The organism is Shewanella sp. ISTPL2, assembly GCF_013283205.1.
In the GTDB taxonomy this organism is placed as follows: Bacteria; Pseudomonadota; Gammaproteobacteria; order Enterobacterales; family Shewanellaceae; genus Shewanella; species Shewanella oncorhynchi.
Genome location: NZ_JAAPAV010000001.1, coordinates 4,380,420 through 4,399,179 on the forward strand (window position 1 = coordinate 4,380,420; position 18,760 = coordinate 4,399,179).

The window sequence follows — 18,760 nt, forward strand, 5'->3', positions numbered from 1 at the left end:
TTCAAGTTATCATCTCGCAGCCTCCACATTGAGTGTGAGGCTGTATTTATTAAAATACACAACCGTAAAAGTGGCTCATTTCATCCAAAATCCTTAGATATTGACATCTTCTTATCCCGTCAATTTATTATCAATCACGACCATCTGAAAACTTGGCCGTTATTTTGCATTGTCCCGTTATCGGTATTTTGATCGTCAAGAATTCGACGACTGGGAGCTCAGCATGCAAATAGGCGCAAATTCATTCCTGCAGGAAATGCAGAAACTCCAAGGCGAAATAACGCCGTCGTTTGGCGTTCAGCCAAATATCATGCAGCAAGTGAATAACACCAGTGGTGCAGACTTCGGTCAGTTGCTATCGCAAGCCGTCGGCAATGTCAGCGGCTTACAGTCTGCATCGTCAAACCTCGCGACACGTTTAGAGATGGGTGATACTACCGTTTCTTTATCGGACACTGTGATTGCCCGTGAGAAAGCGAGTGTTGCTTTCGAGGCGACAGTGCAAGTGCGTAATAAGCTTGTCGAAGCCTACAAAGAAATAATGAGCATGCCTGTCTAGGCCAGTGAATAACCCAATTAGCAGGTACGAATCGTGAGTACAGAAATGATTGTCGGATCCAATTCCGGTTTAGCTGACCAAGGTGTCCAGCAAGAACATAAGTCAGGAATGATGGGAAATCTTGGTGGTGTCGATATGATGCGCCAAGTGACTATGATTTTAGCCTTAGCGATTTGTTTAGCCTTGGCGGTATTTGTCATGCTGTGGGCGCAGGAGCCAGAGTATCGTCCATTGGGTAAAATGGAAACTCAGGAAATGGTTCAAGTGCTAGATGTACTTGATAAAAATAAAGTTAAGTACCAAATCGACGTGGACGTTATTAAAGTTCCTGAAGATAAATATCAAGAAGTCAAAATGATGTTGAGCCGTGCTGGTATCGACAGTCCTGCAGCCAACCAAGATTTTTTGAATAAAGACAGTGGCTTTGGTGTCAGCCAACGCATGGAACAAGCTCGTCTTAAGCATAGCCAAGAAGAAAACCTCGCCCGTGCGATTGAGCAACTACAAAGTGTCAGCCGTGCCAAAGTCATTCTTGCGTTACCTAAAGAAAACGTCTTCGCCCGCAATGCCTCTAAACCGAGTGCAACTGTGGTGATCAATACCCGTCGCGGTGGCTTAGGTCAAGGTGAAGTCGATGCTATCGTCGATATTGTTGCTTCTGCAGTACAAGGTTTAGAACCATCAAGGGTGACGGTAACTGACTCTAACGGCCGTTTATTGAACTCTGGCAGCCAAGATGGCGCGTCTGCGACGGCTCGCCGTGAACTTGAATTAGTACAGCAAAAAGAAGCTGAATATCGCACTAAGATTGAATCGATTCTGGTGCCAATTCTAGGTCCTGATAATTTTACCTCTCAAGTCGACGTCAGTATGGATTTTACTGCTGTTGAGCAAACATCAAAGCGTTTTAACCCTGATTTACCAGCACTGCGCAGTGAAATGACCGTTGAAAATAACACCACTGGCGGCTCTTCTGGTGGGATCCCTGGCGCGTTATCCAATCAACCGCCAATGGAGTCTAATATTCCAGAAGATGCAACAAAAGCAGCAGAGTCAGCAACGGCTGCAGCAGGTAATTCGCACCGCGAAGCGACCCGTAACTTTGAATTAGATACCACCATTAGCCATACCCGCCAGCAAGTTGGTGCAGTGCGCCGCATTAGTGTGTCAGTCGCGGTGGACTTTAAACCTGGTGCCGCTGGAGAAAATGGTCAAGTAGCCCGTGTTGCCCGTACCGAACAAGAACTGACCAATATCCGTCGTTTGCTTGAAGGCGCGGTTGGTTTTAGCTCACAACGGGGTGATGTGCTGGAAGTGGTAACTGTTCCCTTTATGGATCAATTGGTTGAAGATTTACCCGCACCTGAACTTTGGGAGCAACCTTGGTTTTGGCGTGCGATTAAGCTTGGGATTGGTGCGCTAGTGATTTTGGTGCTGATTCTAGCTGTGGTACGTCCTATGCTGAAACGCTTGATCTATCCTGACAGTGTGAATATGCCTGAGGATGGCAGATTAGGTAATGAATTAGCCGAAATTGAGGACCAATATGCGGCTGATACGCTAGGGATGCTCAATACTCAAGAGGCGGAATACAGTTATGCTGACGATGGCTCAATTCATATCCCTAATCTTCACAAAGATGATGATATGATTAAAGCTATCCGTGCGCTCGTGGCGAATGAGCCTGAGCTCTCTACTCAAGTCGTGAAAAACTGGTTACAAGACAATGGCTGAGAATAAAACGAAAGAAGTGGCTCCTGCGGCCGCACCTGCCTTTAATATCAAAGATATTAGTGGCGTTGAAAAGACCGCTATTTTACTCCTCAGTTTGAGTGAGGCTGATGCTGCATCCATTTTAAAACACTTAGAGCCGAAGCAAGTGCAAAAAGTGGGTATGGCCATGGCGGCAATGGATGAGTTTGGTCAGGAAAAAGTTATCGGGGTACATAAGCTGTTTCTTGATGATATTCAAAAGTATTCTTCAATTGGTTTCAACAGTGAAGAGTTCGTCCGTAAAGCCTTAACCGCCGCGCTGGGTGAAGATAAAGCGGGTAATCTGATTGAACAGATTATCATGGGCAGTGGCGCTAAAGGTTTGGACTCGTTGAAGTGGATGGATGCACGCCAAGTGGCGACCATTATTCAAAACGAACATCCCCAGATCCAAACGATTGTGTTGTCTTATCTAGAACCCGATCAAGCGGCGGAAATTTTTGGTCAATTCCCTGAGAATACCCGCTTAGACTTGATGATGCGTATTGCAAATCTTGAAGAAGTGCAGCCCGCTGCACTGCAAGAGCTGAATGACATCATGGAGAAACAGTTCGCCGGTCAAGGTGGCGCACAGGCCGCAAAAATGGGTGGCTTAAAAGCGGCTGCCAACATAATGAACTACTTAGACACGGGTATCGAAAGCCAGTTGATGGAAACCATGCGCGAGTCTGATGAAGAAATGGCGCAGCAAATCCAAGATTTGATGTTTGTATTTGAAAACTTAATCGATGTCGATGACCGCGGTATTCAAGCCCTGTTGCGTGAAGTGCAGCAAGATGTACTGATGAAGGCGCTCAAAGGCACAGATGATCAGCTGAAAGAAAAAATATTGGGTAACATGTCAAAACGTGCCGCTGAATTATTGCGTGATGATCTTGAAGCTATGGGCCCAATCCGTATCAGTGAAGTGGAAGTCGCACAAAAAGAAATCCTGTCTATTGCTCGTCGCTTAAGTGACAGCGGCGAAATCATGTTAGGCGGCGGTGGTGGCGATGAGTTCCTCTAATCCGAGCGACAATAAATTGTTGAATAAGGTCTTGAGCGAAGGAGATGTCGAATTTAGTCACTGGGCGCTGCCAGATGTGACTGAAGCCGATGATGATTCTATCTCAAATCTGTTCGGCCATTCGAATCATCAAGCCGCTAAGTCGACTACAGTGGAAAGTGTTTCTCCACCGACTATGGCTGAGATTGAAGACATTCGTGCCCAAGCCGAAGAAGAAGGCTTTAGCGAAGGTAAGCAGCAAGGGTATGAGCAAGGGCTAGAAAAAGGGCGTTTAGAAGGGTTAGAGCAGGGCCATACTGAAGGGCTCGCCCAAGGGCATGAGCAAGGATTAGAAACCGGTTTAGCCCAAGCAAAAATATTGCTCTCGCGTTTTGAAACCTTATTAGCCCAATTTGAAAAACCATTGCAATTGCTCGATGGCGATATTGAACTCTCTCTAATGAACCTGAGTATGACATTAGCGAAATCTGTCATTGGCCACGAATTAAAAACTCATCCAGAACAAGTGCTTTCGGCATTGCGTTTAGGTATTGAATCGCTGCCGATAAAAGAACAAACGATCACAATCCGCTTGCATCCTGACGATGTTATTTTAGTCGAACAACTTTATTCCACCGCCCAACTGACCCGCAGTAAGTGGGAACTTGAAGTTGACCCTTCCTTAAGCCCTGGTGACTGTATTCTCAGTAGTCATCGTTCTTTAGTCGATTTGACCCTCGCATCGCGCATCGATGCTGTGTTTGAGTCCTTACGGAACCAACATACTCACTTAAGTGATAAGCAGCGTCAACTGCAAGAGGCGATAGAGGTTGAAGATACCGCTAAACACGTTGCGGCTTCTGAGGCCGTGGGATCAGAGCTTGATGCTCAGGTTGTCGATACGGTTTCTCAACATGCTGAGGATATACAATTTGCCTCAAACACAGGTGAGCAATTAGAGGCAAAATCAGATGCAAAATCGCCAACATCAACTGCTGAATAGACTTAATCATCATCAGGGTAAGGTGCCACCATTTCGCGCAGTGGCCAGTGGTCAACTGGTGCGTGTTGTTGGCTTAACGTTAGAAGCAAGCGGTTGCCGTGCGCCTGTGGGCAGCTTATGTTCGATTGAAACCATGGCGGGCGAGTTAATCGCCGAAGTTGTAGGCTTTGATGGCGAACTCCTTTATTTAATGCCTATCGAAGAATTACGTGGGGTATTACCCGGTGCGCGGGTTGTGCCTTTAGGGGAACAAACTGGACTCAATGTTGGTTTATCCCTGCTAGGACGCGTACTCGATGGTAACGGTGTGCCTTTAGATGGTTTAGGCGCTTTGCAGACCGACCAACAAGCGCCAAGACATAGCGCTGCCATTAATCCTCTATCTCGCCGTGCCATTACTGAACCGCTGGACGTTGGTGTTCGCGCTATCAACGCTATGCTGACTGTGGGCAAAGGCCAACGTATGGGCTTGTTTGCGGGCTCAGGTGTAGGTAAGAGTGTGCTCTTAGGTATGATGACTCGCGGTACTACCGCCGACATTATTGTGGTTGGGCTAGTGGGTGAGCGTGGCCGGGAAGTGAAAGAGTTTATTGAGGAAATTCTTGGTGAGAAAGGTCGAGCGCGTTCAGTCGTTGTTGCTGCGCCTGCGGATACATCGCCTCTGATGCGTCTTCGCGCCTGTGAAACCTCGACTCGTATTGCCGAATATTTCCGCGATTTAGGCTATAACGTTTTATTGCTTATGGACAGTTTAACGCGCTACGCCCAAGCGCAGCGGGAAATTGCTTTGGCTGTGGGTGAACCGCCTGCGACTAAAGGTTATCCGCCTTCTGTGTTTGCAAAATTGCCACGTTTAGTTGAGCGCGCCGGAAACGGTGGCCCTGGACAAGGTTCAATTACGGCATTTTATACTGTGCTGACGGAAGGGGATGATCAACAGGATCCGATTGCCGATGCTTCGCGGGCGATCCTCGATGGCCACATAGTCTTGTCACGTTCGCTTGCGGATTCGGGGCACTATCCTGCGATTGATATTGAAGCTTCTATTAGCCGAGTCGCGCCTATGGTGATCTCCAATGAACATTTGGAAGCCATGCGCCGCGTGAAACAAACCTATTCCTTGTATCAGCAAAATCGAGATTTGATTTCTATTGGGGCCTATGCCCAAGGAAGCGATCCTCGCATTGATAATGCGATACGACTGCAGCCAGCAATGAATGCTTTTTTGCGCCAAACCATGCGTGATGCATTTAGCTTTGCCGATAGCCAAGTCATGCTTGGGCAACTTGCTGCACAGTGCAAATAATGGCGTCATCGAATTAATCGAGGTCTAGTATGGCTAACGCCGATCCCTTGCTGTTAGTGTTAAAGCTTGCCAATGATGCCGAAGAACAAGCGGCGTTATTGTTAAAATCTGCGCAGTTAGAGTGTCAAAAACGGTTGAATCAACTCAGTGCTCTGAATAACTATCGCTTAGAATACATGAAGCAAATGCAATCCCAGCAAGGTCAAGCCATCAGTGCTAGTCACTATCACCAGTTTCACCGTTTTATTCGTCAGATCGATGACGCTATTATCCAGCAAAATCACGTCGTAGCCGACGGTGAAAAGCAAAAAGAATATCGACAACAACATTGGTTGGAAAAGCAAAAAAAACGTAAGGCAGTAGAATTACTCTTAGCCAGTAAAGAGAAGAAGCGTCAAGTGGTTGAACAAAAAAGGGAGCAAAAAATGACCGATGAATTTGCTTCCCAGCAATTTTATCGCCGTCATCAACGTTAGTGAAATGATAGGCATCTTTACTGCTTGCTAGCCGGATAGGCTCTTTAGTTTTTTTGTATTGATGGCATAAGCATCAATTCGGCACCTCTCAGTGTTAATTCTTTTCGATATGCTGTCGTAAAATCTGATGTTTTGGCATCTTATTTGCTTTGATTTAGTCCATGACCCTGCAACCGCAGTGTTTAATTGACGTTTCTACCTAGCCATTTCTTTTTTTGCTGGGTGATGTTTGGGAGCACTTATGCAACAAATGACCAATATCCTGTTAAGTAAAACAGGCAACTCTGCGGCCAATTCCGCTAAGACATCTTCCCAAGAGTCTAATAATGAAGACTTTTCATCTACACTTGCGTCAGTCACCGCTAGCTCATTTTCTATTTCTGCGTCTAAAAAAACCATTGCTAACACTGATGATGCTGTGCAGGTTACCTCTGCTGATAAAGTAAAAGATGACGATATATCAACTGATGACGCCGACGTGAATCTCATTTTTGCCCAAATTAGCATGGCAAATGATATGAAGAAAACGGCATCAGATGGAGATAGTTTGCCGCTAGCATTTTTAAATGCTGAAGAAGATATAACTGGTGAAGAAAATATTGATACTTCATCAGCTTTATTAACCGGCTCAGCATTGGCATCTACTGTTTCTGCTGAGATTGAACTGGCATCAGATATAGATGCCGATGAAGCGGGTTTTTCTGCTGAATTACAAAAGTTAGTTTCTACTAGCCCAGATATGGCAGCAATTTCAATCGCAGATGACGTGAAACCATCTTCTTTGACTGATAAGTCACTCGTACATATTCTTCCCATAGACCCAAATATACTTGAAGCGTCAGCGGATAGTGATGCTGTGATTGATCCAAATTTGACCGATGACGCTTCAGAATTACCTTTAGAAGACACTGAGCTTGTCTCTGCCACTGAAGTCGGGGTGAGCATAGATGAGTCTTTAGTTGAGAATGATGTCACACTTAATGCTGTGATTAATCAAGCGGGCTTAGCGAACAGTGCAACGATAAAGTCGGCAACCAACACTGCGGCAAAAGCAACGACTAGCAGCTCGACAGTGAATAGTCCCAATACGGGTAATATCGCTACCTCGGGAAATACTTTCGACCTGAATACCTTAGGCTCTTCAATTTCATCTGAACCATTAGATACAACATCTGTAACAGAAAGTGATCTTGATGGGAGTCCCAATTCCGATTTGGCTGCTAACCTATTACTGAAAGATGCTAAATTGACGGTTGCAATGGATATTCCCAGAGACGAAAGTTTTATGGATGATAGTAATACTTTCTCAGAACTTAAGTCGACATCATCCATACAGACACTCTCGATGTCACAATTAAATCGCCAAGAAACCATGCAAGTTCAGCTGTCATTGCGTCAAGGAGTAGAACAGCAAAACCAAATGCAGGAGATGATCCAACGATTTTCACCTGTGATGAAGCAGCAATTGATTACTATGGTGAGTCAAGGCATCCAACATGCGGAAATCCGGCTCGATCCCCCTGAGCTTGGGCATATGTTGGTAAAGATCCAAGTGCATGGCGACCAAACCCAAGTACAGTTCCATGTTACTCAGCCGCAAACGCGTGATCTGGTTGAACAAGCTATGCCAAGATTACGTGAGTTATTGCAAGAGCAAGGGATGCAGTTGGCTGACAGCCATGTTTCTCAAGGCGATCAAGGTGAGCGTCGGGAAGGTAGTTTCGGTGATGGCAGCAGTTCAAATGCGGCTGATATGAATGAAATCTCGGCAGAAGAGTTACATTTAGGTTTAAATCAAGCGATTAGTGTAACTTCAGGTATAGATTATTACGCTTAAGCAGGTAACCTATAGCAATGACTGACATAATTACGTTTCAAATAAAACTGTAATGAGTTTCCGCCTAAATTAAAGAGAATAGTGATGGCTAAGGAAGAATCGTTAGAACTTGAAAGTACTGAAGAGCCTAAGAGTAAGAAGAAACTATTTATTTTTGCTGGTGTAGGCGTTTTAGTCGCGCTGTTAATCGGTGGCGGTGTCTGGTTCTTTATGGGAAGCAGTACCGAAGAGGTTCCCGCCGTAGCAGCAGATAGTGCTGTTCAGGCTGAAGTCCCAGCATCAGGAGAAGTGGCTACCGCATCATACGTACCTATGCCGCGTCCTTTCTTATTCAACTTACCTGGGCCTGATAGGGCTCGTTTAGTTGAGATTAAAGTGCAGCTTATGGTGCGTGGTACCGATGATGATGTGCTAACACAAAAACATATTCCGCTGATTGAAGATGCGCTTTTAACGACCTTTAGTGGTGCAGATGTGCAAAAGCTCAGCACGCAAGCGGGGAAAGATGAGTTACGGCAGTTAGCACTTCTGAGTGTGCAAAATACTCTACAGTCAGTAACTGGGCGTAAAGTTGTCGAGAAAGTACTATTTACCGGTTTTGTAATGCAATAACCCTTTAACTTCAGCACCAAAAGAGGCGAAGGCAATATAGTGAGTGATTTATTAAGCCAAGACGAAATTGATGCGCTATTGCACGGGGTTGATGACGTCGATGATGACGAAATTGACGCTGTTGGAGAAGATGCCCGTTCCTACGATTTCTCTTCCCAAGATCGAATAGTTCGTGGGCGTATGCCGACGCTGGAAATCGTGAATGAGCGTTTTGCGCGCCATTTGCGCATCAGCATGTTTAATATGATGCGCCGAGCGGCCGAAGTGTCGATCAACGGTGTACAGATGCTCAAGTTTGGTGAGTACGTACATACGCTTTTTGTTCCTACTAGCTTGAATATGGTGCGTTTTAGCCCACTCAAAGGCACAGCATTGATCACCATGGAAGCGCGACTGGTATTTATCCTAGTGGATAACTTCTTTGGTGGCGATGGGCGTTTCCATGCCAAGATTGAAGGGCGAGAATTTACGCCGACAGAAAGACGAATAGTACAGTTACTGCTTAAGATTATATTTGAAGATTATAAAGATGCTTGGGCGCCCGTAATGGATGTTGAGTTTGATTATTTGGACTCTGAAGTCAATCCCGCCATGGCGAACATTGTTAGTCCTACCGAAGTTGTGGTGATTAATTCATTCCATATTGAAGTCGATGGAGGCGGTGGTGATTTTCATATCACTATGCCTTACTCCATGATTGAACCTATCCGAGAGTTACTCGATGCGGGTGTGCAAAGTGACAAGCAAGATACTGATATGCGTTGGTCACAGGCATTGCATGATGAAATCATGGATGTGAAGGTCGGGTTCGATGCCAATATTGTTGAACATGAATTAACGCTCAAAGAGGTTATGAATTTTAAAGCGGGCGATATTATTCCTATTGAGTTACCCGAGTTTATCATGATGAAAATCGAGGATTTACCGACATATCGTTGTAAAATGGGCCGTTCTAGAGATAACCTAGCGCTTAAAATATGTGAGAAAATCCCTCGGCCAGAGACAGTTAAATCTGAGCTGCAATTGGTGACGCGTAAGGGTAAATCTCGTGATATATCAGAATTATAAGGTGAAGTAAGATGAGCACAGACGATACGGATGATTGGGCTGCAGCAATGGCAGAACAAGCGTTAGAAGAAGCCAACGCAATTGAACTCGATGAGCTGGTTGATGATTCAAGACCTATTTCTAAGGCAGAAGCGGCTAAGTTAGATACAATTTTAGATATTCCTGTCACCATTTCGATGGAAGTGGGCCGTAGCTATATTAGTATTCGAAACTTATTACAACTTAACCAAGGTTCTGTGGTTGAGTTAGATAGAGTTGCAGGTGAACCGTTAGATGTGATGGTCAATGGCACGCTTATCGCTCACGGTGAAGTGGTGGTGGTAAACGATAAATTCGGTATTCGCTTAACGGATGTGATCAGTCAAACTGAGCGAATTAAAAAGCTTAAATAATTCGAGATGTAAAAGTCGTTGGAACTTTAAATGAGCACATCGGTAATACAGAGTTTAGTGGTAGCGGTTCAAGCGAGTGCCGATAGCCTCGGTGGGGAAGGCGCAGCGAATATTGCTTCAATAGCGCCTGCTGCAAACATGGCAGAACCTTCTCAAGTTGCGACCTTAGCAAGTATGTTAGGCGGCTTGATTCTGGTTTTATTATTAATTTTCGCGTTAGCTTATTTACTGAGAAGGTTTAATTTAGTCCCCACGACCAATGGCGTACTAAAGACCATTGCTGTGACTTCCCTCGGTCAAAAAGAGCGTTTAGTCTTGGTTCAGGTGGGGGAACAGCAATATTTGCTTGGGGTTAGCTCGCAGCAGGTGAGTTTGATTGATAAGTTAGCTGAACCTATCCATCTAGAAGCTGATTCGTTTGCGAGTCGATTACGCCAGGCGAAATTAAAACAATGACAACACGTATCCTCGCGTTAGTTGGGTTAGTTATGCTGCTATTGATGCCGTCAGCATGGGCCGCAGATGGCGTCTTACCTGCTGTAACAGTAACAACGGCGCCAGACGGCTCAACGGAATATTCGGTCACAATGCAGATTTTACTGCTGATGACATCGCTGAGTTTTTTACCTGCGATGCTCATCATGTTGACCTCTTTCACGCGGATTATCATTGTCCTTTCGATATTACGCCAAGCCATTGGATTACAACAGACTCCATCTAATCAAGTCTTAATTGGCATGAGTTTGTTCATGACTTTTTTTATCATGGCACCGGTATTCGACCGGATTTATGATGAAGGGGTGAAGCCTTATATCGATGAGCAATTAACCTTGCAGCAAGCGTTTGATAAAGGGAAAGAGCCGCTGAGAGGCTTTATGTTGGGCCAAGTAAGAACGACGGATTTAAAGACCTTTATTGAGATTTCTGGCTATAAGGACATTAAGTCTCCCGAAGAAGCACCCATGAGTGTGTTAGTGCCCGCTTTCATTACCAGTGAGTTAAAAACCGCATTTCAGATTGGCTTTATGCTATTTGTGCCTTTTTTAGTACTCGATTTAGTGGTGGCGAGTATCTTGATGGCTATGGGGATGATGATGTTATCCCCCATGATAGTGTCGCTGCCGTTTAAGATCATGTTGTTTGTGCTCGTCGATGGTTGGAGCTTAGTCCTCGGGACATTAGCGAATAGTTTCGGATAGCCAAGGGAGAGTAAACACATGAGTCCTGAGGCGCTAATTGATATTTTTCGTGAAGCTCTCGCTGTTATCGTCATGATGGTGTCTGCTATTGTGTTGCCTGGGCTGGGAATTGGGTTAATTGTTGCTGTGTTTCAAGCGGCGACTTCTATTAACGAGCAGACCTTAAGTTTCCTTCCGCGTTTGTTAGTGACACTTTTTGGCCTAATGTTTATGGGACATTGGTTAGTTGAAACCCTGATGGACTTTTTCATCGAGATGGTGAATCGCATTCCTCAAGTGATAGGCTAACGCGATGGAGCTGCTGCTCGATACCTTAATGCAAACCATTGCTGCTTATATTTGGCCATTGTTTCGCGTCGCGAGCATGTTGATGGTCATGGTGGTATTTGGGGCGGCAACGACACCAACACGAGTTCGCTTATTATTGGCGATGGCAATTACCTTTGCGATAGCACCCGTTCTTCCTCCAACTCAAAATGTGGATTTATTTTCGTTAAGCGCAGTATTCATCACGGCGCAGCAAATTATTATCGGTGTTGCCATGGGGTTTGTGACTCAAATGGTGATGCAAGTCTTTGTGCTCACTGGACAGATCATTGGTATGCAGACCAGTTTAGGCTTTGCCTCTATGGTTGACCCTGGTTCTGGCCAACAAACACCCGTTATTAGTAACTTTTTTCTTTTATTGGCGACATTGATTTTCTTAGCTGTAGACGGCCATCTTTTGATGATCCGTATGCTAGTGGCAAGCTTTGAAACTTTGCCGATTTCTAATCAAGGCTTAACACTGACAAGTTATCGATCGTTGGCTGATTGGGGATCGTATATGTTTGGTGCGGCACTCACTATGTCGATATCTGCGATTATCGCCTTATTATTAGTCAACTTGTCCTTCGGGGTCATGACCCGCGCCGCGCCGCAATTAAATATTTTCTCTATTGGTTTTCCGATCACTATGATTGGTGGGCTGTTTATTCTGTGGTTAACCCTAACACCGGTAATGGCACACTTCGATGAAGTATGGTCGACGGCTCAATTGCTGCTTTGCGATATGTTAGCGCTCCAATGTAACGCTGATGGCTTGATATGATGGGATTAGGAGAAGCCCATGGCTGAAGAATCAAGTGGCGAACGTACAGAGGAACCCACGGGGAGGCGTCTAGAACAGGCGCGGGAAAAAGGACAGATTGCACGTTCGAAAGAACTCGGGACTGCAGCGGTATTGATTTCGGCGGCATGTGGGTTTTATATGCTAGGCCCGAGTTTGGCCATTAGCTTAACTCGGGTGTTTGAAATTGTATTTACCATGGATAGGGCGCAAATTTTTGATACTAATGAAATGTTCAACGTGTGGGGTGTTGTTGCGAGTGAAATAGCCTGGCCCATGGCTAAAATTATGCTACTGATTGTGGTTGTTGCGTTTATCGGTAACGTCTCTCTTGGAGGGATCAATTTTTCGACCCAAGCTATGATGCCAAAAGCCAGTAAAATGAGTCCCCTTGCTGGTTTTAAACGCATGTTTGGCGTACAGGCTCTGGTTGAACTCACCAAAGGCATTGCAAAATTTTCGGTAGTAGCGTTTTCTGCTTATTTTTTATTAAGCTTCTACTTCAATGACATCATGTTGCTGTCTAGCGACCATCTTCCTGGTAATGTTTACCATGCATTAGATTTGTTGGTTTGGATGTTTATCCTGTTATGTTCCTCGATTTTGTTTATTGTCGTCATCGATGTGCCATTTCAACTTTGGAATCACAACAAACAACTTAAGATGACCAAACAAGAAGTAAAAGATGAATATAAAGACACTGAGGGTAAACCTGAGGTGAAAGGGCATATACGGCAGATGCAACGTGAACTAGCACAAAGGCGTATGATGGCTGAAGTGCCAAATGCCGATGTGATTGTCGTTAACCCTGAGCATTTTGCCGTTGCGATTAAATACGATGTGCAGCGCTCTGCGGCTCCCTTTGTGATAGCGAAAGGTGTTGATGATGTGGCCTTTAAAATACGTGAGATTGCCCGCGCGCACAATATTGCGATTGTCTCGGCCCCACCACTTGCAAGGGCGATTTACCATACGACTAAGTTAGACCAGCAGATCCCTGAAGGTTTGTTTACTGCTGTCGCACAGATTTTGGCTTATGTATTCCAGCTGCGCCAATATCAAAAAGGACGCGGCCGTAAACCTATTCCTGTCCCACTTAATCAACCTATACCAGATGAATTGAAATATTGAACCACTAGTCTCAGATGGTAGTCATTGGTAAAGCTGATGATGTCGAGTTCATTTGTTTTTTATAGCTAATTTTATGTATATCAATCAGTCACAGTACATATCTTTCCTTCATTAATGGCTTTAATCTTGTTGGCGCGTTTTTTGCTTTACGCTATTACACGTCAAAGTTTAGGTTATAGCGAATGGATGTTAAAGCGACTCTTGGTCAAGTAAAACAAATTAGGCTCAGCACTTTTAAAGGCATTGGCACGCCGGTGGTTGTGCTTGCTGCATTGGCCATGATTGTTTTACCTATCCCTCCATTTCTATTAGACATACTCTTTTCATTCAACATTGCGTTAGCTCTCATCGTATTGCTGGTGGCTATTTATACCGATAGACCCTTAGATTTTGCTGCCTTCCCAACTGTGTTACTGGTGGCGACGTTATTACGTCTTGCGCTCAACGTTGCCTCTACTCGTGTGGTTTTACTTGAGGGTCATAATGGCGGTGATGCCGCGGGTAAGGTGATTGAAGCCTTCGGTTCTGTGGTGATCGGTGGTAACTATGCCGTTGGTCTAGTGGTATTTATCATTTTGATTATCATCAACTTTGCGGTGGTGACTAAAGGTGCAGGTCGTATCGCAGAAGTCAGTGCCCGCTTTACCTTGGATGCTATGCCTGGTAAGCAAATGGCAATCGATGCTGACTTAAATGCTGGAACCTTAAATCAAGACCAAGCGAGAATACGCCGTGCCGAAGTGACCCGTGAAGCCGATTTCTATGGTGCGATGGACGGTGCGTCCAAATTCGTTAAAGGGGATGCGATTGCCGGTATCATGATCTTAGTGATCAACATCGTAGGTGGTTTCATCATAGGGATTGTGCAGCATGGCTTAAGTTTCTCTGAAGCGGTTGAAATTTATACCTTACTGACTATCGGTGATGGTTTAGTGGCGCAGATCCCTGGTCTATTATTGTCAATCGCCGCAGCCTTGATGGTGACTCGTCAAAACGAGTCAGGTGATATGGGCCAAATGATGATGAGTCAGATGTTTGACAGTCATAAGTCATTGGGTATCGCCGCCGGAGTCCTGTTTGTAATGGGTATTGTTCCTGGTATGCCGCACATGGCGTTTTTAAGCTTTGCCTTTATGACTGCTGGTGCAGCTTATTTTGTTTATAAACGAAATGAAAACAAACGTCTTAAAGCGCTAGAACAAGTGAAATCGGGTCCAATAGAAAGACAAGATAAAGAGCCTAAAGAGCTAGGTTGGGACGATGTACATCATGTTGATACTATTGGTCTTGAGGTTGGATATCGTTTGATCCCTCTGGTAGACAAGGGCCAAGGTGGCGAGTTACTAAGCCGCATTAAAGGCGTGCGTAAAAAGTTGTCTCAGGAACTAGGCTTCTTAGTGCCCGCGGTGCATATTCGCGATAACTTAGATTTATCGCCTAATGCGTATCGCATTTCATTAATGGGCGTCGTCGTCGGAGAGGCAGATATTCGTCATGATTGCGAATTGGCGATCAACCCTGGTCAAGTCTATGGCAAACTCGATGGTATCGAAACGCGCGATCCCGCCTTTGGCCTTGAAGCCGTATGGATCGCCCCTGAGTTACGTGAGCACGCACAAACATTAGGTTATACCGTCGTCGATGCCGCCACTGTTGTTGCAACTCATATTAGTCAATTACTCACAAATAATGCCGCTAAGTTGTTAGGCTACGAAGAAGTGCAACAACTGATGGATATGCTTGCGAAACACTCACCTAAGCTGGTTGATGGCTTTATTCCAGATATTATGCCACTAGGACATGTCGTAAAAGTGATGCAGAACCTATTAAATGAAGGGGTTTCAGTTAGAGACTTGCGTACTATAGTGCAAACTTTGTTAGAATATGGCACTAAGAGCAATGACACTGAAGTCTTGACTGCCGCTGTACGTATCGCTTTGAAACGTATGATAGTTCAGGAAATCTCTGGCCCAGAGCTCGAAATCCCCGTCATTACTTTGGCGCCAGAGTTGGAACAGATGTTGCATCAGTCAATGCAAGCAACCGGTGGTGATGGTCCTAATATTGAACCCGGTCTTGCAGAACGCATGCAGCAGTCCCTTGCCGATGCGGCTCAAAAGCAAGAAATGGTCGGACAACCCGCCATATTGTTGACGTCAGGTATGTTACGCGCGACGCTGTCACGCTTTGTTAAACATACTATTCCTAATCTCAGAGTCATTTCATATCAAGAAATACCTGATGAGAAGCAAATACGTATCGTATCTGCAGTCGGCCAGTAGAGGACGCATAAGTGAAGATTAAACGATTTTTTGCCAAAGACATGCGCGCCGCACTGGCCCAAGTGAAAGAAACACTCGGCTCAGATGCCGTCATTATGTCAAATAAAAAAGTGAACGGTGGCATCGAAATTGTCGCTGCCGTTGACTATGACGAACCTAAAGCAAAAACTGCAGCCACTGCGCCAGCACCGACCTTTATGGACGTGAGCGACGATCTCGTGTCCCTCGGTGCTAAGCAGCCAGTCCGTGTAGAAACTCGCGCTAAGCCAGCCGCACCTGCAGACTCATTACAAGCCTTACTTGAGAAGCAGCAAAGCCGTTTGAATCAACAAATGTCACATCAGCAAGTTGATGCTGAGTTACCTGCATGGGCTAAGGGCCTACAAGCCCCTACTGCTGTGAAACCAGAACGTCGTGAAGCGCCTTCCTCGTTTGATAAAAAGCCACAAACATCACAGAAACAAAGTGCTGATATTGAAGCTATGCGTGATGAATTAGCATCACTGCGTAATTTACTGACACATCAAGTATCCTCCTTGATGACGGAACATAAAAAACGCATCGATCCCGTCGGTGCTATGCTCGAAGCCAAATTACTTGAGGCTGAATTCTCCCCTGCCGTTGCAAATAAATTAGCCGCGCTGAGTCAGCATTATACGCCGGCTGAATTAGTCAGAGCATTACCACAAAGTCTCGCTAATATGCTTGATAATCAGGGCGATGACATTGTTAAGCAGGGCGGAGTGGTTGCATTAGTTGGTCCTACTGGGGTTGGTAAAACAACGTCATTAGCTAAACTTGCTGCCCGTTTTGCGGCACATCATGGTGCTGAACATGTTGCTTTAATTACCACAGATCATTATCGCATCGGAGCCTATGAGCAATTAGCAACTTATGGCAAAATAATGGGCTGCCCAGTAAAGCAAGCTCATGATCTAAATGAATTAGAGCAAATTCTCTATCAGTTTAGGAATCGCAAGCTAGTATTGATAGATACGGCTGGCATGGGACAGCGAGATATGCGCCTTTACCAGCAACTTGATAATTTAACTGCAAATAGCAGGATACCTATCCGCAGTTATCTGGTACTGTCTGCGACAGGGCAGCGCCGTGTGCTGCAAGATGCAGTCAATCATTTTAAACGCATTCCCCTATCTGGTGTCGTTCTCACAAAACTCGATGAATCTGTGTCGTTAGCAGGGGCATTAAGTGTGTTGATCCAAAACGGATTACCATTAAGTTATATTACTGATGGACAAAGAGTTCCTGAAGATATGAAAGTTGCGGATACCCTAGATTTAGCCCAGCAGGCACTCGCAGCGTTAGATAGTACAGAACAACAATCATTACAAGACACAGCGTGGTCAGATAATATGGCCTGTGCATTTGAGTAGATTTATGACCCTGGATCAAGCAAGTGGTTTACGTATGATGAATCAACCCTATAACGAAAAAGTGAAAGTAATCGCGGTCACTGGTGGCAAAGGAGGCGTGGGTAAAACCAGCGTTTCTATTAATACTGCTGTGGCATTAGCCGAAAAAGGCAAGCGTGTTTTGGTACTTGACGCTGACCTTGGCTTAGCAAACGTCGACGTCATGCTGGGTATTCGTGCCGAGCGTAACCTCTCTCACGTGCTCTCTGGTGATGCAGAGCTTGACGATATTATCGTGCGTGGTCCAAAGGGGATAGGCATAGTTCCAGCCACCTCAGGAACACAGGGGATGGTGGAATTAAGCCCTGCACAACATGCTGGATTAATCCGAGCATTTAGCGAGATGCGGACTCAGTTTGATATTCTAGTCGTAGATACCGCGGCTGGGATCTCAGATATGGTGCTCAGTTTCTCACGTGCTTCGCAGGATGTGTTAGTCGTTGTTTGTGATGAACCCACTTCGATTACCGATGCCTACGCCCTGATTAAAATTCTCAGCCGTGAGCATGGCGTGTTCCGTTTTAAAATAGTTGCCAATATGGTGCGTAGTTTACGCGAAGGTATGGAATTATTTGCTAAACTCAGTAAAGTGACCGACAGATTTTTAGATGTTGCACTTGAATTAGTCGCCACGATTCCATTTGACGAAAACTTACGTAAATCTGTTCGTAAACAAAAATTGGTGGTTGAAGCTTATCCTAAATCACCAGCGGCAATTGCTTATCAAGGATTGGCAAATAAAATTTTGAGCTGGCCTGTGCCGCAGCAACCTGGTGGGCATTTGGAGTTTTTCGTTGAGCGTTTAGTACAACGACCAGATTTTCAAGAGGAAAAAACGAGTGAATAAAGCCGCTGCGTATACTTGTTTAGACAATAAATCGTCGATCGTTGAACAGTATGCTCCGTTGGTTAAAAGAATTGCGCATCATTTACTCGCCAGACTACCTGCATCTGTGCAGTTAGATGATTTACTCCAAGCTGGGATGATGGGGTTACTAGAAGCATCATCCAAGTTTGATGGTGGCAAGGGTGCGAAATTTGAAACCTTCGCCGGCATACGCATACGTGGAGCCATGTTAGATGAAATTCGTCGTGGCGACTGGGTCCCTCGTTCCGTTCATCGTAACAATCGTAAGGTTGCACACGCTATTGATGAGTTAGAGCAAGAACTGGGCCGTGATGCACGCGACACAGAAATTGCAGAAAAACTTGATATGACGCTCGATGAGTACCATCATATTCTTAACGATGTTTCTGTCGGAAAAATCATAGGGATAGAAGATTTAGGCGTATCTCAGGATATACTTACAGTGAGTGATCGGTCCGATGATGATTCATTTGAAGCATTAGCTGAGAACCAATTTCATTCTGCTCTGGTTGAGGCAATTAAATTATTGCCTGAAAGAGATGCATTAGTGTTATCCCTGTACTACGATGAAGCATTGAATTTAAAAGAGATTGGCGCCATTCTTGAAGTCAGTGAATCGCGGGTTAGCCAGATATTAAGTCAGGCAATGTTGCGATTGAAAGCTAAACTCAAGCACTGGACATAAGTATAATTATTAATCGAGCACAGAATGTCAGCTCACCGGAGGA

General features: G+C 45.1%; 19 protein-coding genes. All 19 read left to right on the plus strand.

The annotated features are described in order from the left end of the window. Nucleotides 1–223 precede the first annotated feature (223 nt). Complete coding sequence (gene fliE, locus HUB64_RS19450) at nt 224–559, plus strand: flagellar hook-basal body complex protein FliE (protein WP_028761191.1); 336 nt, start codon at nt 224–226, stop codon at nt 557–559. 45 nt (nt 560–604) lie between these two features. Continuing rightward, nucleotides 605–2,293 (plus strand): flagellar basal-body MS-ring/collar protein FliF, encoded by a 1,689-nt coding sequence (gene fliF / locus HUB64_RS19455; protein ID WP_028761190.1) that lies wholly within the window; start codon nt 605–607, stop codon nt 2,291–2,293. Further along, nucleotides 2,286–3,338 carry a flagellar motor switch protein FliG gene (gene fliG, locus HUB64_RS19460; RefSeq protein ID WP_028761189.1) on the plus strand — a complete coding sequence of 351 codons (1,053 nt, stop codon included), beginning with the start codon at nt 2,286–2,288 and terminating at the stop codon, nt 3,336–3,338. The genes fliF and fliG overlap by 8 nt, the downstream gene beginning before the upstream one ends. Beyond that, on the plus strand, nt 3,325–4,320 hold the full coding sequence (fliH, locus tag HUB64_RS19465; protein WP_173243798.1) for a flagellar assembly protein FliH: 996 nt from the start codon (nt 3,325–3,327) through the stop codon (nt 4,318–4,320). Before fliG ends, fliH begins: the two co-directional genes overlap by 14 nt. Next, the gene (gene fliI / locus HUB64_RS19470; RefSeq protein ID WP_028761187.1) at nt 4,289–5,626 is read left to right on the plus strand and encodes a flagellar protein export ATPase FliI; all 1,338 of its coding nucleotides are present in this window, start codon (nt 4,289–4,291) and stop codon (nt 5,624–5,626) included. Before fliH ends, fliI begins: the two co-directional genes overlap by 32 nt. 29 nt (nt 5,627–5,655) lie before the next feature. Next, nucleotides 5,656–6,102: a flagellar export protein FliJ gene (gene fliJ / locus HUB64_RS19475; RefSeq protein WP_173243801.1), complete on the plus strand. Its 447-nt coding sequence runs from the start codon at nt 5,656–5,658 to the stop codon at nt 6,100–6,102. Between the two features lie 241 nt (nt 6,103–6,343). Next, nucleotides 6,344–7,939, plus strand: a complete 1,596-nt coding sequence (locus tag HUB64_RS19480) for a flagellar hook-length control protein FliK (RefSeq protein ID WP_173243804.1) — start codon at nt 6,344–6,346, stop codon at nt 7,937–7,939. An 84-nt stretch (nt 7,940–8,023) separates the two neighbouring features. Further along, a complete protein-coding gene (gene fliL, locus HUB64_RS19485; protein ID WP_028761184.1) occupies nt 8,024–8,551 on the plus strand; it encodes a flagellar basal body-associated protein FliL in 528 nt (175 codons plus the stop codon). Between the two features lie 39 nt (nt 8,552–8,590). Then, the gene (fliM, locus tag HUB64_RS19490) at nt 8,591–9,619 is read left to right on the plus strand and encodes a flagellar motor switch protein FliM (protein ID WP_105251943.1); all 1,029 of its coding nucleotides are present in this window, start codon (nt 8,591–8,593) and stop codon (nt 9,617–9,619) included. Nucleotides 9,620–9,630: 11 nt separating this feature from the next. Next, complete coding sequence (fliN, locus tag HUB64_RS19495; RefSeq protein WP_028761182.1) at nt 9,631–10,011, plus strand: flagellar motor switch protein FliN; 381 nt, start codon at nt 9,631–9,633, stop codon at nt 10,009–10,011. A 30-nt stretch (nt 10,012–10,041) separates the two neighbouring features. Next, on the plus strand, nt 10,042–10,467 hold the full coding sequence (fliO, locus tag HUB64_RS19500; RefSeq protein ID WP_173497647.1) for a flagellar biosynthetic protein FliO: 426 nt from the start codon (nt 10,042–10,044) through the stop codon (nt 10,465–10,467). Further along, nucleotides 10,464–11,210, plus strand: a complete 747-nt coding sequence (gene fliP, locus HUB64_RS19505; protein ID WP_028761180.1) for a flagellar type III secretion system pore protein FliP — start codon at nt 10,464–10,466, stop codon at nt 11,208–11,210. The genes fliO and fliP overlap by 4 nt, the downstream gene beginning before the upstream one ends. 18 nt (nt 11,211–11,228) lie before the next feature. Beyond that, entirely contained in the window at nt 11,229–11,498 is a 270-nt protein-coding gene (gene fliQ / locus HUB64_RS19510) for a flagellar biosynthesis protein FliQ (protein ID WP_012587225.1), read from the plus strand. Between the two features lie 4 nt (nt 11,499–11,502). Then, on the plus strand, nt 11,503–12,300 hold the full coding sequence (fliR, locus tag HUB64_RS19515) for a flagellar biosynthetic protein FliR (protein ID WP_173497648.1): 798 nt from the start codon (nt 11,503–11,505) through the stop codon (nt 12,298–12,300). Between the two features lie 18 nt (nt 12,301–12,318). After that, nucleotides 12,319–13,449, plus strand: coding sequence for a flagellar biosynthesis protein FlhB (flhB, locus tag HUB64_RS19520; RefSeq protein ID WP_173497649.1), 1,131 nt, complete (start codon nt 12,319–12,321; stop codon nt 13,447–13,449). Between the two features lie 182 nt (nt 13,450–13,631). Beyond that, nucleotides 13,632–15,731: a flagellar biosynthesis protein FlhA gene (gene flhA, locus HUB64_RS19525; protein WP_028761177.1), complete on the plus strand. Its 2,100-nt coding sequence runs from the start codon at nt 13,632–13,634 to the stop codon at nt 15,729–15,731. Between the two features lie 11 nt (nt 15,732–15,742). Beyond that, on the plus strand, nt 15,743–17,125 hold the full coding sequence (gene flhF, locus HUB64_RS19530; protein ID WP_131523092.1) for a flagellar biosynthesis protein FlhF: 1,383 nt from the start codon (nt 15,743–15,745) through the stop codon (nt 17,123–17,125). A gap of 4 nt (nt 17,126–17,129) precedes the next feature. Then, entirely contained in the window at nt 17,130–18,011 is an 882-nt protein-coding gene (locus HUB64_RS19535; protein ID WP_006082389.1) for a MinD/ParA family protein, read from the plus strand. After that, complete coding sequence (locus HUB64_RS19540; protein WP_028761175.1) at nt 18,004–18,717, plus strand: RNA polymerase sigma factor FliA; 714 nt, start codon at nt 18,004–18,006, stop codon at nt 18,715–18,717. Before HUB64_RS19535 ends, HUB64_RS19540 begins: the two co-directional genes overlap by 8 nt. Nucleotides 18,718–18,760: the final 43 nt, after the last annotated feature.